At 72.3% G+C, this 13,743-nt stretch carries 14 protein-coding genes; 12 read left to right on the top strand and 2 right to left on the bottom strand.

The window, feature by feature from the left end; translation table 11 throughout:
• The 10 genes from VK640_09955 to VK640_10000 all read left to right on the top strand — a co-directional run.
• The coding region (locus VK640_09955) for an ABC transporter ATP-binding protein (protein HTE73506.1) at nt 1–939 on the top strand (939 nt) is incomplete at its 5' end.
• A gap of 133 nt (nt 940–1,072) precedes the next feature.
• The gene (locus VK640_09960) at nt 1,073–1,882 is read left to right on the top strand and encodes an ABC transporter permease (protein ID HTE73507.1); all 810 of its coding nucleotides are present in this window, start codon (nt 1,073–1,075) and stop codon (nt 1,880–1,882) included.
• 2 nt (nt 1,883–1,884) lie between these two features.
• Nucleotides 1,885–2,724: an ABC transporter permease gene (locus VK640_09965; GenBank protein ID HTE73508.1), complete on the top strand. Its 840-nt coding sequence runs from the start codon at nt 1,885–1,887 to the stop codon at nt 2,722–2,724.
• A gap of 1 nt (nt 2,725) precedes the next feature.
• Nucleotides 2,726–4,189: an FAD-dependent oxidoreductase gene (locus VK640_09970; GenBank protein HTE73509.1), complete on the top strand. Its 1,464-nt coding sequence runs from the start codon at nt 2,726–2,728 to the stop codon at nt 4,187–4,189.
• Between the two features lie 78 nt (nt 4,190–4,267).
• Nucleotides 4,268–5,281: an agmatinase gene (speB, locus tag VK640_09975; protein HTE73510.1), complete on the top strand. Its 1,014-nt coding sequence runs from the start codon at nt 4,268–4,270 to the stop codon at nt 5,279–5,281.
• A 4-nt stretch (nt 5,282–5,285) separates the two neighbouring features.
• Nucleotides 5,286–6,509, top strand: coding sequence for a saccharopine dehydrogenase C-terminal domain-containing protein (locus VK640_09980; protein HTE73511.1), 1,224 nt, complete (start codon nt 5,286–5,288; stop codon nt 6,507–6,509).
• A 59-nt stretch (nt 6,510–6,568) separates the two neighbouring features.
• Nucleotides 6,569–7,654 carry an S-(hydroxymethyl)mycothiol dehydrogenase gene (locus tag VK640_09985; GenBank protein HTE73512.1) on the top strand — a complete coding sequence of 362 codons (1,086 nt, stop codon included), beginning with the start codon at nt 6,569–6,571 and terminating at the stop codon, nt 7,652–7,654.
• On the top strand, nt 7,654–8,283 hold the full coding sequence (locus tag VK640_09990) for an MBL fold metallo-hydrolase (GenBank protein HTE73513.1): 630 nt from the start codon (nt 7,654–7,656) through the stop codon (nt 8,281–8,283). Before VK640_09985 ends, VK640_09990 begins: the two co-directional genes overlap by 1 nt.
• Nucleotides 8,273–8,605: a DUF952 domain-containing protein gene (locus VK640_09995; GenBank protein HTE73514.1), complete on the top strand. Its 333-nt coding sequence runs from the start codon at nt 8,273–8,275 to the stop codon at nt 8,603–8,605. The genes VK640_09990 and VK640_09995 overlap by 11 nt, the downstream gene beginning before the upstream one ends.
• A gap of 211 nt (nt 8,606–8,816) precedes the next feature.
• Nucleotides 8,817–9,485: a TetR family transcriptional regulator C-terminal domain-containing protein gene (locus VK640_10000; protein ID HTE73515.1), complete on the top strand. Its 669-nt coding sequence runs from the start codon at nt 8,817–8,819 to the stop codon at nt 9,483–9,485.
• 266 nt (nt 9,486–9,751) lie between these two features.
• Here the strand turns inward: VK640_10000 and gabT are convergent, their stop codons facing one another.
• Complete coding sequence (gabT, locus tag VK640_10005) at nt 9,752–11,107, bottom strand: 4-aminobutyrate--2-oxoglutarate transaminase (GenBank protein ID HTE73516.1); 1,356 nt, start codon at nt 11,105–11,107, stop codon at nt 9,752–9,754.
• Nucleotides 11,108–11,188: 81 nt separating this feature from the next.
• On the opposite strand from gabT, the gene VK640_10010 reads away from it, so the two are divergent.
• Nucleotides 11,189–12,607, top strand: a complete 1,419-nt coding sequence (locus VK640_10010) for an aldehyde dehydrogenase family protein (GenBank protein ID HTE73517.1) — start codon at nt 11,189–11,191, stop codon at nt 12,605–12,607.
• Between the two features lie 2 nt (nt 12,608–12,609).
• Here the strand turns inward: VK640_10010 and VK640_10015 are convergent, their stop codons facing one another.
• The gene (locus VK640_10015) at nt 12,610–13,308 is read right to left on the bottom strand and encodes a TetR/AcrR family transcriptional regulator (protein HTE73518.1); all 699 of its coding nucleotides are present in this window, start codon (nt 13,306–13,308) and stop codon (nt 12,610–12,612) included.
• A 116-nt stretch (nt 13,309–13,424) separates the two neighbouring features.
• Between VK640_10015 and VK640_10020 the strand changes: the two genes are divergently transcribed.
• Nucleotides 13,425–13,743 (top strand): MMPL family transporter (locus VK640_10020; GenBank protein HTE73519.1); only part of this gene is annotated, 319 nt, incomplete at its 3' end.

Consider the following 13,743-nt stretch of genomic DNA (forward strand, 5'->3'; position numbering starts at 1 on the left):
GACATCGGCATGGTATTCCAGAGCTACGCCATCTGGCCGCACATGACGGTGTTCGAGAACGCCGCCTTCCCGCTCCGCGTCGGCCAGAAGAAGTACTCGAACGACGAGGTCAAGCGCAAGGTCATGGAGGCGCTACGGACGGTCGAGCTAGGCGGGCTCGAGGGGCGCATGGCCACGCAGCTCTCCGGCGGCCAGCAGCAGCGCGTCGCCCTGGCCCGGGCCCTGATCAACCGTCCGCAGGTGCTCCTGCTCGACGAGCCGCTGGGCGCACTCGACCTGAAGCTGCGTCGCCAGATGCAGATCGAGCTCAAGCGCATCCAGACCGAGGTCGGCCTGACGTTCGTCCACGTGACGCACGACCAGGAGGAGGCCATGACCATGGCCGACACCATCGCGGTCATGAACGGCGGGCACATCGAGCAGCTGGGCAGTCCGGGCGAGCTGTACGAGGAGCCCGAGACCACGTTCGTCGCCAACTTCCTCGGCCAGTCCAACCTGGTGCGGGCCGCGGTCTCGGCGCACGACGGCGATGGCCTGGTGCTGGATGTGGAGGGCCACAAGCTGGCGATGCCCTCGTCCCGCCTCTCGTCGGCGGCGGCCGGCTCGGACGACCTGCTGATCGGCATCCGGCCGGAGAAGATCCACCTGCACGAGGGCGACGGCCCCGGCGCGACGGACAAGGCGCACAACGTCCTCCCGGGCGGGACCGTGACCGACGCCAGCTTCACCGGCGTGAGCATCCAGTACCTCGTCCGGATGCCGTGGGGCCAGGAGCTGATGGTCTTCGTCCAGAACCTCGGCACCGGCGGCGTCCTCCCTCCCGGCAGCAAGGTCTCGCTGAGCTGGGACCCGGTGCACACCTTCGCCCTCGACGGCAGATCGGACGCCACGGCGGGTGCCGAGCACGACGACGACGCCGCACCCGTGCCGGTCGGGTGACGGGCCGATGAGCGTCGCCCAGGGCATCGGCGTCGGTGAGCGGCAGGCCGAGGACCGCACGCCGCCCGACGACGACGAGGCGCGCCCCGTCGGTCGGCGACGGCTGACGCCCTACCTGCTCCTGCTGCCCGGCATGGCCTGGCTGGCCGTCTTCTTCGTCGTCCCGCTCCTGACGCTGCTGTCGACGTCGACGCAGACGCGTCCCGAGGGCGCCGAGATCGGCGTCTACACGCAGACCTTCCGGCTGGCCAACTACCCCGACGCGATCAGTGAGTACCTCGAGGTCTTCGTCCGGTCGTTCACCTACGCCCTGATCGCCACCCTGCTCGCCCTCGCGATCTCCTACCCGCTCGCCTACGCGATCGCCTTCAAGGCGGGACGGCTGCGCAACATCCTGCTGGTGCTCGTCGTCGCACCGTTCTTCGTCAGCTTCCTGCTCCGCACGGTCGCGTGGAAGCAGATCCTGGCCGACAACTCGTGGGTGCTGGACGCCTTGCGCTGGCTGCACCTCCTCAGCGAGGACGGCCGCATCATCAACACACCGCTCGCCGTGGTCATCGGCATCACCTACAACTTCCTGCCGTTCATGATCCTGCCGATCTACGCGTCACTGGAGCGGGTCGACCCGCGGCTGATGGAGGCCGCCGGTGACCTCTACGCCAACGGCCTGACGACCCTGCGCAAGGTGACCTTCCCGCTGTCGATGCCCGGCGTCGTCGCAGGAACCCTGCTGACCTTCATCCCTGCCGCAGGTGACTACGTCAACGCCACCCTGCTCGGCGACCCGGTGCGCACGACGATGGTCGGCAACGTCATCGACAGCCGCTTCCTGCGGGTCGTCGACTACCCGACGGCGGCCGTGCTCTCGGTGACCCTGATGCTTTCGATCCTGGTGCTGGTCGCGTTCTACATCCGCCGGTCCGGCACCGAGGAGCTGGTGTAGCCGTGGCTACCGCTCCCGCCCGGCCCGTCGGACGCCGGCAGCCCGCCGGCCGGCGCGCCGCCCGCTGGCTCTCGCGCAACGCGATCCGGATCTACGCCGTCTTCGGGTTCACATACCTGTTCATCCCGGTGGCCTACACGCTGGTCTTCTCGTTCAACGACTCCGGCAAGTCCAACATCGCGTGGAAGGGCTTCACGCTCGAGAAGTGGCAGAACCCGTGCGGCGCTCCCGACGTCTGCACCGCCCTGGGCAACAGCCTCAAGATCGGGCTGATCGCGACCCTGGCCGCGACCGTGCTCGGCACCATGGTGGCGTTCGCCCTGGCCCGGCACCGGTTCCGCGGCCGCACCACGACCAACCTCACCATCTTCCTGCCGATGGCGACGCCCGAGGTGGTCCTCGGCGCCTCGCTGCTGGCTCTCTTCCTCAACCTCAAGATCAACCTGGGCTTCTGGACCATCGTCATCGCGCACGTGATGTTCTGCATCTCGTTCGTGGTCGTGACGGTGAAGGCCCGCATCGCCAGCCTCGATCCGAGGCTCGAGCAGGCGGCGATGGACCTCTACGCCAACGAGATGCAGACCTTCCGGCGGATCACCCTGCCGCTGGTGGCCCCGGGCATCGTGGCCGGGGCACTGCTGGCCTTCTCCCTGTCCTTCGACGACTTCATCATCACGAACTTCAACTCGGGGTCGGTCAACACGTTCCCCAAGTTCGTCTGGGTGTCGTCGCTGCGCGGCATCCCGGCCCAGGCCAACGTCATCGCCTCGGCGATGTTCGGCATCGCCTTGGCTGCTGTCGTCCTCGCCCAGCTGGTGACGGAGCGGCGGCGGAAGACCTGAGATGACCCCGACAGCAGCGGGCGGGCGGTCGCAGGCCGCCGCCGCTCTCGCCGACCTGCGCCACGTCCCGTTCTGGCTGGACCGGCCGGCCCCGGCCGACGAGCCGGCCCTTACCGACCGGACCACTGCCGACCTGGCGGTCGTCGGCGCGGGCTATACCGGGCTGTGGGCGGCGCTGCTGGCCAAGGAGCGCAACCCCGGCCGCGACGTCGTGGTGCTCGAGGCGCGCAGCGCCGGCTGGGCCGCGTCCGGCCGCAACGGCGGGTTCTGCGCCGCCAGCCTCACCCACGGGCTGGCGAACGGGCTCGAGCGGTGGCCGGACGAGATCGCCACGCTGGAGCGGCTCGGCCGGGAGAACCTCGACGCGATCGAGAAGACGGTGGCCGACCAGGGCATCGACTGCTCCTGGGAGCGCACCGGGGAGCTCACCGTCGCGACCGCCCCGTGGCAGGCGGAGCAGCTGCAGGACCTGGTGCGGCGGGGCCAGGCACTGGGTGCCGGGCTCGAGTGGCTGACCGCGGCGGAGGTGCGCGACCGGGTCAGCTCGACGACGTACCACGGCGGTGTCCTCGACCGCGACGGCGTGGCCATGGTCGACCCGGCGCGGCTCGCACACGGCCTGCGCCAGGCCTGCCTGCGCGCCGGCGTCCGGTTGCACGAGAACACGCCGGTCGAGTCGCTCACCTCCGGCGGCACACGCGGCACGCGCACGCGCGGCGCGGCCAGCGGCATGGGTAGCGGCCCGGTGCTGCTCGGCACCCCCTACGGCGAGGTCCGGGCCGGCCGGGCCGTGCTCGCCACCAATGCGTTCCGGCCGCTGGTCCGTCGCCTGCGCTCGTTCGTGGTCCCGGTGTGGGACTACGCGCTGGTCACCGCCCCGCTCGACCCCGAGCAGCGGGCGTCGATCGGCTGGGCCGACCGGCACGGGATGGCCGACGCGGGCAACCAGTTCCACTACTACCGGCTCACCGACGACGACCGCATCCTGTGGGGCGGCTACGACGCGGTCTACCACTACGGCAGCCGCACCGACGACCGGCTGGACCGGTCGCCGGGGACTTTCCTGACCCTCGCGGAGAACTTCCAGCGCACGTTCCCGCAGCTGACCGGCCTGCCGTTCACCCACGGCTGGGGCGGGGTCATCGACACCTGCTCGCGCTTCAGCGCGTTCTGGGGGCGCGCCCTCGGCGGCCGCGTGGCCTACTCGCTGGGCTACACCGGCCTCGGCGTCGGCGCCAGCCGGTTCGGCGCGCAAGTGGCGCTCGACCTGCTGGCCGGCGAGGAGACCGAGCGGACCCGGCTGGAGATGGTGCGCCGCCGGCCGCGGCCGTTCCCGCCCGAGCCGGTGCGCTGGGCCGGGATCGAGCTGACCCGGCGGGCGGTCGCCCGCGCCGACGCCCGCGAGGGTCGCCGCGGTCCCTGGCTGCGCACCCTCGACGCCCTCGGCCTCGGGTTCGACTCGTGATCGTGTTGATGAGGAGTGACGCGGCATGATCACCCCACAAGAACGCTCGCTGGCGCTCACGTTCACGCGGGGACCCCGATGACGCGCTACGGGCCGATGTTCGGGCCGGACATCACCTTCCTCGGCGTCCCGCCGTGCGACCTCGGTGACCCGGCGTCCTTCGCGGGCGCGGACGTCGTCGTCGTGGGCGCGCCCTTCGACGGCGGTACGTCGCACCGGCCGGGCACCCGCTTCGGCCCCCAGGCGATCCGCTCGACCGACTACCTCCCGCACGACGGGTCCCGGCCGCACCTCGGCCTGCGGGTCGACGCGCTGCGCGACCTCCGGGTGCTGGACGCGGGCGACGTCGAGATGCCTCCGGGCCACATCGAGCGGTCGCTCGACGCGCTGACCGAGGCCGTCGCCATGGTCGCCGCCAGCGGGGCACTGCCTGTCGTTCTCGGCGGCGACCACTCGATCACACTCGCCGACGTCACCGGCGTCGCGCGCCACCATGGCGCCGGCCGGGTGTCGGTCGTGCACTTCGACGCGCACGCCGACACCGGCGACATCGAGTTCGGCTCGCTCTACGGCCACGGCCAGCCGATGCGCCGGCTGATCGAGTCCGGCGCCGCGCGGGGCGACCGGTTCCTGCAGATCGGGCTGCGCGGCTACTGGCCCGGCCCCGAGACCCTCGACTGGATGGCCACGCAGGGGATGCGCTCCTACGAGATGACCGAGCTGGTCGCGCGAGGCCTCGACCCCTGCCTCGACGAGGCGTTCGGCATCGCGGTCGACGAGTGTGACGGGGTCTTCCTGTCGGTGGACATCGACGTCGCCGACCCCGGTCACGCGCCGGGGACCGGCACTCCCGAACCGGGCGGGCTGTCCGCGCGCCAGCTGCTCGACGCGGTCCGGCGGGTGTGCCTCGAGCTGCCGGTCGTGGGCCTGGACGTCGTCGAGGTGTCGCCGCCGTACGACCACGCCGACATCACGGCCGCGCTGGCCAACCGCGTGGTGCTGGAGGCCCTCTCCGGCATCGCACACCGCCGCCGCGGCGTGCCGCACGACCCGACCCGGCCCCTGCTGGCCGACCGACCGAACAAGGAGTAGACGGATGCGGATCCTGCTGGTGGGCGCGGGAGGGGTCGGGTCGGCGGCAGTCGGGATCGCTGCCCGGCGCGACTTCTTCGAGGCGATGGTCGTCGCCGACTACGACGAGGCGCGGGCCGAGCGGGCGGTGGCCGGGCACGCCGGCGACGCCCGCTTCGTCGCGGCGCAGGTGGACGCCTCCTCCGCCGGTGCGGTGGCCGCGCTGTGCCGCGAGCACCGCATCACCCACGTCTTCAACGCCGTGGACCCAAGGTTCGTGATGCCGATCTTCGACGGCGCGTTCGCCGCCGGTGCCGACTACCTGGACATGGCCATGTCGCTGTCGCGTCCGCACCCGGAGCAGCCGCACGCGCTCATCGGCGTGAAGCTCGGGGACGAGCAGTTCGCCAAGGCCGGCGAGTGGGAGGCCGCCGGGCGGCTGGCCCTCGCGGGCATCGGCATCGAGCCGGGGCTCTCCGACGTGTTCGCCCGCTACGCGGCGGACCACCTGTTCGACGAGATCGACCAGGTCGGCGTCCGCGACGGCGCCAACCTGGAGGTGGCCGGCATAGAAGGAGAAGCGGTCTCGTTCGCTCCCACTTTTTCGATCTGGACCACGATCGAGGAGTGCCTCAACCCGCCGGTGGTGTGGGAGAAGGACCGCGGCTGGTTCACGACCCCGCCGTTCAGCGAGCCGGAGACCTTCGACTTCCCCGAGGGCATCGGCCCGGTCGAGTGCGTCAACGTCGAGCACGAGGAGGTTTTGCTCATCCCGCGCTGGGTCGACGCCAAGCGGGTGACCTTCAAGTACGGCCTGGGTGACGAGTTCATCAACGTGCTGCAGGTGCTGCACAAGATCGGGCTCGACCGCACCGACAAGCTCCGGGTCGGCGGCGTCGAGGTGTCGCCGCGCGACGTGGTGGCGGCCGCGCTGCCGGACCCGGCCACACTCGGCGACCGGATGACCGGCAAGACCTGCGCCGGCACCTGGGTGACCGGTCGCAAGGACGGATCCGCCCGCGAGGTCTACCTCTACCACGTGGTCGACAACGAGTGGTCGATGGCGGAGTACGGCGCCCAGGCGGTCGTCTGGCAGACGGCCGTCAATCCCGTCGTGGCCCTCGAGCTGCTCGCAACCGGCACGTGGAGCGGCTCCGGCGTGCTCGGCCCGGAGGCGTTCGAGCCGGTGCCGTTCCTCGATCTGCTGACGGCGTACGGCTCGCCGTGGGGCATGCGCGAGGGTGGCTAGGGTCGCGCCTGCAGTCCGTCAGCCGTCCGTCGCAGCCGCACGTCCCCCGGGAGGACCGCATGCCGCACGAGGTGCAGGGTGTCGTGGCCATGGCCAACGGCCGGCCGGTGTCGTTGGAGACCGTGCTGGTGCCCGATCCCGGGCCGGGCGAGGCGCTGGTGCAGGTGCAGGCCTGCGGGGTCTGCCACACCGACCTGCACTACCGCGACGGCGGGATCAACGACGACTTCCCGTTCCTCCTCGGGCACGAGGCGGCGGGCGTCGTCGAGGCGGTGGGTGAGGGCATCTCCGACGTGGCACCGGGTGACTTCGTCGTGCTCAACTGGCGCGCCGTCTGCGGGCAGTGCAGGGCCTGCCGCAAGGGCAAGCCGTGGTACTGCTTCGCCACCCACAACGCCACGCAGAAGATGTCGCTGGCTGACGGCACCGAGCTGAGCCCGGCGCTCGGCATCGGCGCGTTCCTGGAGAAGACGCTGGTGGCAGCCGGGCAGTGCACCAAGGTCGACCCGGAGGCCCCGGCGGCAGCGGCGGGCCTGCTCGGCTGCGGCGTCATGGCGGGCTTCGGCGCGGCGGTCAACACCGGCAACGTGGGCCGTGGCGACAGCGTCGCCGTCATCGGCTGCGGTGGCGTCGGCAACGCGGCGATCGCGGGATCCCGGATCGCGGGCGCCACGACGGTGGTCGCGGTCGACGTCGACGACCGCAAGCTCCAGTGGGCCCGTCGGTTCGGCGCCACGCACACGGTCAACAGCAGGACCGAGGACGCCGTCGAGCGGATCCGCGAGCTCACCGGTGGCTTCGGTGCCGATGTCGTGATCGAGGCTGTGGGGCGCCCGGAGACCTACGAGCAGGCCTTCTACGCGCGCGACCTGGCGGGCACCGTCGTGCTCGTCGGCGTCCCGACGCCTGACCTGCGGATCGAGCTGCCGATGATCGAGGTCTTCGGCCGTGGCGGCGCGCTGAAGTCGAGCTGGTACGGCGACTGCCTGCCGTCCCGGGACTTCCCGATGCTCGTCGACCTCTACCGCCAGGGCCGTTTCGACCTCGACGGGTTCGTCTCCGAGACGATCCGGCTCGGCGACGTCGAGGCGGCGTTCGAGAAGATGCAACGCGGCGAGGTGCTGCGCTCGGTGGTCGTGCTCTGATGCCGGCCCGCGTCGAGAAGGTCGTCACGTCGGGCACCTTCGCCCTCGACGGCGGTGAATGGGACGTCGACAACAACGTCTGGCTCGTGGGCGACGACGAAGAGGTCCTGGTGGTCGACGCGGCTCACGACGCCTCGGCCATCCTCGAGGCGGTCGGGGACCGCCGGGTCGTGGCGGTGGTCCTGACCCACGGGCATAACGACCACGTCAACGCGGCCGTCGAGGTGGCGGCCGCCAAGGACGCCGAGATCGCGCTCCACCCGGCCGACGTCATGCTCTGGGCGATGGAGTACGACGACCTGGAGCCGGACGTCGAGCTGGCCGACGGCAGGTCGTTCGACGTGGCCGGCACCAGACTCGTCGTCCGGCACACGCCGGGCCACTCGCCGGGCGCGGTCTGCCTCCACGCACCGGACCTCGGGGTGGTGTTCAGCGGCGACACGCTGTTCCAGGGCGGACCGGGTGCGACCGGTCGGTCGCACAGCGACTTCCCGACCATCATCGAGTCGATCCGCGAGTCGCTGCTGACGCTGCCGTCCAGCACGGTCGTCCACACCGGCCACGGCGCCGACACGACGATCGGAGCGGAGGCGCCGCACCTGGCGGAGTGGGTCGCCCGTGGCCACTGAGCACCTCTTCCACGTCGCTCTGGCCCGGGACTGGCAGGCCGCGCAGGAGGCAGGTGACTACCGGGTCTCGAGCCTGGGCCGCACGTTGGCGGAGGAGGGCTTCCTGCACGCGTCCTACGCCCACCAGTGGCCGGGCGTGCTGGCGGCCTACTACGCCGACGTGGAGGAGCCGCTCGTCCTGCTCGAGATCGACCCGGACCGGCTCGACGTCCCGCTGGTCGTCGAGGCACCCGCCGGCTCAGGGCCGGGTTCGGACGAGTTCCCGCACGTCTACGGTCCCCTCCCGCTGGTTGCCGTCGTAGCCGTCCGTCCGCTGCGCTGACCCCGGCGCCAGCGCTCGGCTCGGTCCGGCGCTGGCGATGCAGCCGCGGGACGGCTCGGCCTGTGGACAAGGAACCGTTGTCCACAAAGAGCTTTCCGTACGCCGTCGCGGCCGGGGCTGTCCTATCATGTTGACTGACTGTTCAGTCTAGGTGGGTGCTAATCTCGCGACAAGGCAGCCGACCGGGGCGGCCCGGTCCTGAGGGAGGCCTATGGCCGACGTCTCGTCGACGCCATCGGCACTGGACGCACGCCGCGAGCAGATGCTGGCAGCCGCCGCGGGGCTGATCGGTGAGCGAGGATTCGCCGAGACCCGCATCGCCGACGTCGCACGCCGGGCCGGCGTCAGTCCCGCGCTCGTCATCTACTACTTCAGCACCAAGGACGAGCTGCTCACCGAGGCGCTGCGCTACTCGGAGCGGTCCTTCTACGCAGACGTCGCGGCCCAGCTGGCGCGACTGCGCACCGCGCGCGAGCGTCTGGAGATGCTGGTGCGCGCCACCTGCATCCCGCACGGCGAGGACGAGATCCCCGGTGCGTGGGGCCTCTGGTTCGACCTCTGGGCCCGGGCCTTCCGCCACCCCGAGGTCGCCAAGGACCGGGTGGAGCTCGACCAGCGGTGGCGCGACACGATCGCCGGCGTCGTCCGCGACGGGCAGCAGGCGGGCCAGATCGGGCGCACGGTCGACGCGGAAGCGTTCGCCATCACCTTCTCCGCGCTGCTCGACGGCCTCTCGATCCAGGTCGCCCTGGCCGACCCGGTCGTCGACGCGGAGCGTGCCTTCGCGATCGCGATGGCGTTCGCCGCGCGAGAGCTCGGCGTCGGGTGGCGGCCCCGCCGGTCGTCGGTGCGCTCGGCAGGCCGGGTGCGCGCCCGCTGACACGTCCTGGTCGGCAGCACCTCGACGTCCGTCGGTGGCTCGCCCGGCTCCTCCGCCAGCGCCCGGGCGGCCTCGGACGTCGGCCGACCCTAGGAAGCCGGGCGCGGTAGGCCGTGCAGCGCGGCATGACCAACGAGCACGCGGTGCCTCGGCCGCCCGCCCCCGACGAGGACGGCGTGCACCAGTTCGTGGCGCGGGTCGCCCGCGGCTACCTCGCGGGGGGCGACGTCCCGCTGTAGTCCATCGGGTCTTCCGGGGCAGCCGGGTCAGCCCAGCGAGGCGAAAGCCTTCTCGAGCACGCCGAGACCCTCCTCGAGCAGCGGCTCGGGCATGACCAGCGGCGGCAGGAAGCGCAGCACGTTGCCGTACGTCCCGCAGGTCAGCACGACCAGCCCGTCCGCGTGGCAGGCCTTGGCGACCGTCGCGGCGGACGCGGCGTCCGGCTCCAGCGTGCCGGGCCTGGTCAGCTCGACCGCGAGCATCGCGCCGCGGCCGCGGACGTCACCGATGACGTCGTACGTCGTCGCGAGCTCCTGCAGCCGCGCCGTCATCACCTCGCCGATCCGGCGGGCCCGCCCGTTCAGGTCCTCGGCCTCCATCGTCTCGATCGAGCCGAGCGCGGCGGCGCAGGCGACCGGGTTGCCGCCGTACGTCCCGCCGAGGCCACCCACGTGGGCGGAGTCCATGATCTCGGCGCGGCCGGTGACGCCGGCCAGCGGCAGGCCGCCGGCGATGCCCTTGGCGGTGGTCACCAGGTCGGGGACGACGCCCTCGTGGTCACTGGCGAACCAGTCACCGGTCCGGCAGAACCCGCTCTGGATCTCGTCGGCGACAAGCACCGCGCCGTTGGCCGTGCACCACTCCTGCAGGGCGGCCAGGAACCCCGGCGCGGGGACGACGAAGCCGCCCTCGCCCTGGACCGGCTCGATGACGATGCAGGCGACCTGGTCGGCGCCGACCTGCTTGTCGACCAGGTCGAGGGCGCGGGCCGCGGCCTGCGCGCCGGTCATGCCGTCGGGGTCGCGGAACGGGTAGGACATCGGCGCCCGGTAGACCTCCGGCGCGAACGGCCCGAAGCCGTGCTTGTAGGGCATGCTCTTCGCGGTCAGCGCCATCGTCAGGTTGGTGCGCCCGTGGTAGCCGTGGTCGAACGCGACGACCGCGGACCGCCGGGTGTGGGTGCGTGCGAGCTTGACCGCGTTCTCCACCGCCTCGGCGCCGGAGTTGAACAGCGCCGAGCGCTTCTCGTGGTCCCCCGGCGTCAGCCGGTTGAGGGCCTCGCATACCTCCACGTAGCCGTCGTAGGGCGTGACCATGAAGCAGGTGTGGGTGAACCGCGCGACCTGGTCCCGGACCCGGGCGACGACCCGCGGGGCGGCGTTGCCGACGCTGGTCACCGCGATGCCGGAGCCGAAGTCGATCAGCGAGTTGCCGTCGACGTCGACCAGGACGCCGCCGCCGGCCCGCTCGACGAACACCGGCAGCGTGGTGCCGACGCCGCGGGCGACCGCCGCAGCCCGGCGCCCCATCCGCTCCACGGAGCGGGGACCGGGCACCGCGGTGACCAGGCGGCGCTCCTGCGGTAGCTCGGGGAGCTCGGGCAGAGGTGCGGAGTCGGTCATGGGCACACGATACTGTGACGATATCGCGCGGGAAAGTCGCTTACGACGACGAAATCCGCAGTTCTGCGACAGGAGACCGACGTGCCCACCACGTCCGCGCCCTCGGCGGCCCGGCTCGCCGTGCGCAGCCCGTACGACCGATCGCTGGTCGCGGAGATCGACTGGGCCAGCCCGGCCGACGTGGAGTCCGCCGTGGCATCTGCCTGGGAGCACCGCGCCGCCGTCGCCGCGGCCCCGGCGCACCTGCGGGCCGCCGCCCTCGACCAGGTGTCCGCCCGGCTGGCCGAGCGGGCGGACGAGGTGGCCCGGCTGGTGACCGCGGAGAGCGGCAAGCCACTCGTCTGGGCGCGCACCGAGGTGGCCCGGGCGGTCTCGACCTTCCGCTGGGGGGCCGAGGAGGCTCGCCGCTGGAGCGGCGAGCTGCAGCGGCTGGACACCGACCCGGCCGCGACCGGCCGGCTCGGGCTGGTCCGGCGGTTCCCGCGCGGGCCGGTGCTGGGCATCTCGCCGTTCAACTTCCCGGTCAACCTGGTCGCGCACAAGCTCTCGCCGGCGGTCGCCGTCGGTGCCCCGATCGTGCTCAAGCCGGCCCCGAAGACGCCGCTGTCGGCGGTGCTGCTGGGCGAGCTGTTCGCCGAGACCGACCTGCCGGCCGGCGCGGTGTCGGTGCTCGTCCTGCCCGACGACCGGGCACCCGCGCTGGTGGAGGACCGGCGGCTGCCGGTCGTGTCCTTCACCGGGTCAGGCCCGGTGGGCGCGCGGATCCAGGCCGCTGTCCCGCACAAGCACGTGACGCTCGAGCTCGGCGGCAACGCGGCGGCCGTGGTGCTCGCCGACTGGTCGTCGCCCGCCGACCTCGACCACGCCGCCTCGCGGATCGCCACCTTCGGCACCTACCAGGCCGGCCAGAGCTGCATCTCGGTGCAGCGGGTGGTGGTCGACGCGGCGGTCGCCGACGACTTCGTGCCCCGGCTGGTCGCCGCCGTGGAGGCGCTCGCTGTGGGAGACCCGGGCGACGAGTCGACGTCCGTCGGGCCGCTCATCGACGAGGCCTCCGCGACCCGGGTCGAGGAGTGGGTCGACGAGGCGGTGGGGGCCGGCGCCCGGCTGCTCACCGGCGGCGGCCGGGAGGGGACGACGTACGCCCCGACCGTGCTCGCCGACGTGCCGGCCGACGCGCGCGTGGCCTGCGACGAGGTGTTCGGGCCGGTGCTGGTGGTGTCGGTCGTCGACGGCACCGACGCCGCCCTCGCCGCCGTCAACGACTCGCGCTTCGGGTTGCAGGCTGGGGTGTTCACCCACGACCTGCATACCGCGTTCCGGGCGCACCGCAACCTCGAGGTGGGCGGCGTCGTCATCGGCGACGTGCCGTCGTTCCGGGCCGATCAGATGCCGTACGGCGGGGCCAAGGAGTCCGGGGTCGGCCGCGAGGGGGTCCGCGCGGCGATGGAGGACCTCAGCTACGAACGGGTCCTGGTCCTGACGGGGGTCGACCTCTAGAGCTACGACTCCGCGGTGAGCTGCCGGCGCATGTCGGCGAGCATCGCCTCGAAGAGCGACCCCGCGTCGGTCACCGCGAAGCCGAGGTGGCCGAAGACCTCGAGCGTCACCGCGCCGTACAGGCGGACCCAGCCGCCGAGATAGGCGGTCAGCGCGCCCAGCGGCAGGTCGACCGCGGTGCGGGCGGCGAAGGTGGCGAGCTCGCCCCGCAGCTGCTCCGGGATCGCCTCGTCGGGCGGGACGAGGAACGGCGCCTGCGCCCAGATCTCGACGAAGATGCCGAGGAAGACCCCGCCGAACGAGATGTCGACGCCCGGCTCCGCGTGGCCGGGCGGGCCCTCCTCGCCGACCGACGCGAACGTCAGCTGGAACTCCCGCGGGTGCGCCAGCGACCACCTGCGGAACTCGCGGCAGGCGGCCATCAGCCGCTCCACCGGGCGCTCGACCGGCTCGGAGTCACGCGCCGCCTCGAGCCGGCCGGTCAGCTCGTCGAGCAGATCGAGGCAGAGGGCGCCGACCAGCGCCTCGTGGCTGTCGAAGTAGCGGTAGAGCGCGGGGGCGGTCATGCCCATCTCGCGGGCGATCGCCCGCAGCGACAGCCCGTCGCTGCCCTCGGCGACCAGGATCCGCCGGGCGGTGTCCTTGATCTCGGTCACGGTCGCCGCCCGGACGCGGTCCCGCCGGCTCAGTGCTGGCGTCATCCACTATCACCTCCGCGACCCTGCTTGACTTCCGTGAACAGCGTAAGCATTATGACCAACGCCAAGAACATTAACACCGTTCACATGTGTAACTGAGTATAGTCCAGGAGGGTGTCATGGTCGAAACACTGGGCCGGATCGCGTACCGATGGCGGTGGGCGGTGCTCGCGGCGGCGCTGGCGTTCCTCGCCGTCGCCGGGGCCTGGGGCACCTCGGTCTTCGGCACGCTGACCACCGGCGGCTTCGACGACCCGGACAGCGAGAGCGCCCGGGCCGCCGCCGTCGCCGCCGCGCAGCTGGGCCGGGACGACGCCGACGTGGTGGTGCTCTACCGCAGCCCGGACCGCACGGTCGAGGACCCGGCGTTCCGGCAGGCGGTCACCGGCACCCTCGCGGCGCTGCCCACCGACGTGGTGGAGCGGACCGTCAGCTGGT

Source organism: Actinomycetes bacterium (genome assembly GCA_035489715.1).
Taxonomy (GTDB): Bacteria; Actinomycetota; Actinomycetes; order JACCUZ01; family JACCUZ01; genus DATHAP01.

What these genes read in the sequence shown, in the direction of transcription:
- VK640_10015 (HTE73518.1), bottom strand. Translation starts at nt 13,308, where the DNA reads ATGACGCCAGCACTGAGCCGGCGGGACCGCGTCCGGGCGGCGACCGTG.
- VK640_09980 (HTE73511.1), top strand. Translation starts at nt 5,286, where the DNA reads ATGCGGATCCTGCTGGTGGGCGCGGGAGGGGTCGGGTCGGCGGCAGTC.
- VK640_09985 (HTE73512.1), top strand. Translation starts at nt 6,569, where the DNA reads ATGCCGCACGAGGTGCAGGGTGTCGTGGCCATGGCCAACGGCCGGCCG.
- VK640_09970 (HTE73509.1), top strand. Translation starts at nt 2,726, where the DNA reads ATGACCCCGACAGCAGCGGGCGGGCGGTCGCAGGCCGCCGCCGCTCTC.
- VK640_09990 (HTE73513.1), top strand. Translation starts at nt 7,654, where the DNA reads ATGCCGGCCCGCGTCGAGAAGGTCGTCACGTCGGGCACCTTCGCCCTC.
- gabT (HTE73516.1), bottom strand. Translation starts at nt 11,107, where the DNA reads ATGACCGACTCCGCACCTCTGCCCGAGCTCCCCGAGCTACCGCAGGAG.
- VK640_09960 (HTE73507.1), top strand. Translation starts at nt 1,073, where the DNA reads ATGGCCTGGCTGGCCGTCTTCTTCGTCGTCCCGCTCCTGACGCTGCTG.
- speB (HTE73510.1), top strand. Translation starts at nt 4,268, where the DNA reads ATGACGCGCTACGGGCCGATGTTCGGGCCGGACATCACCTTCCTCGGC.
- VK640_10000 (HTE73515.1), top strand. Translation starts at nt 8,817, where the DNA reads ATGGCCGACGTCTCGTCGACGCCATCGGCACTGGACGCACGCCGCGAG.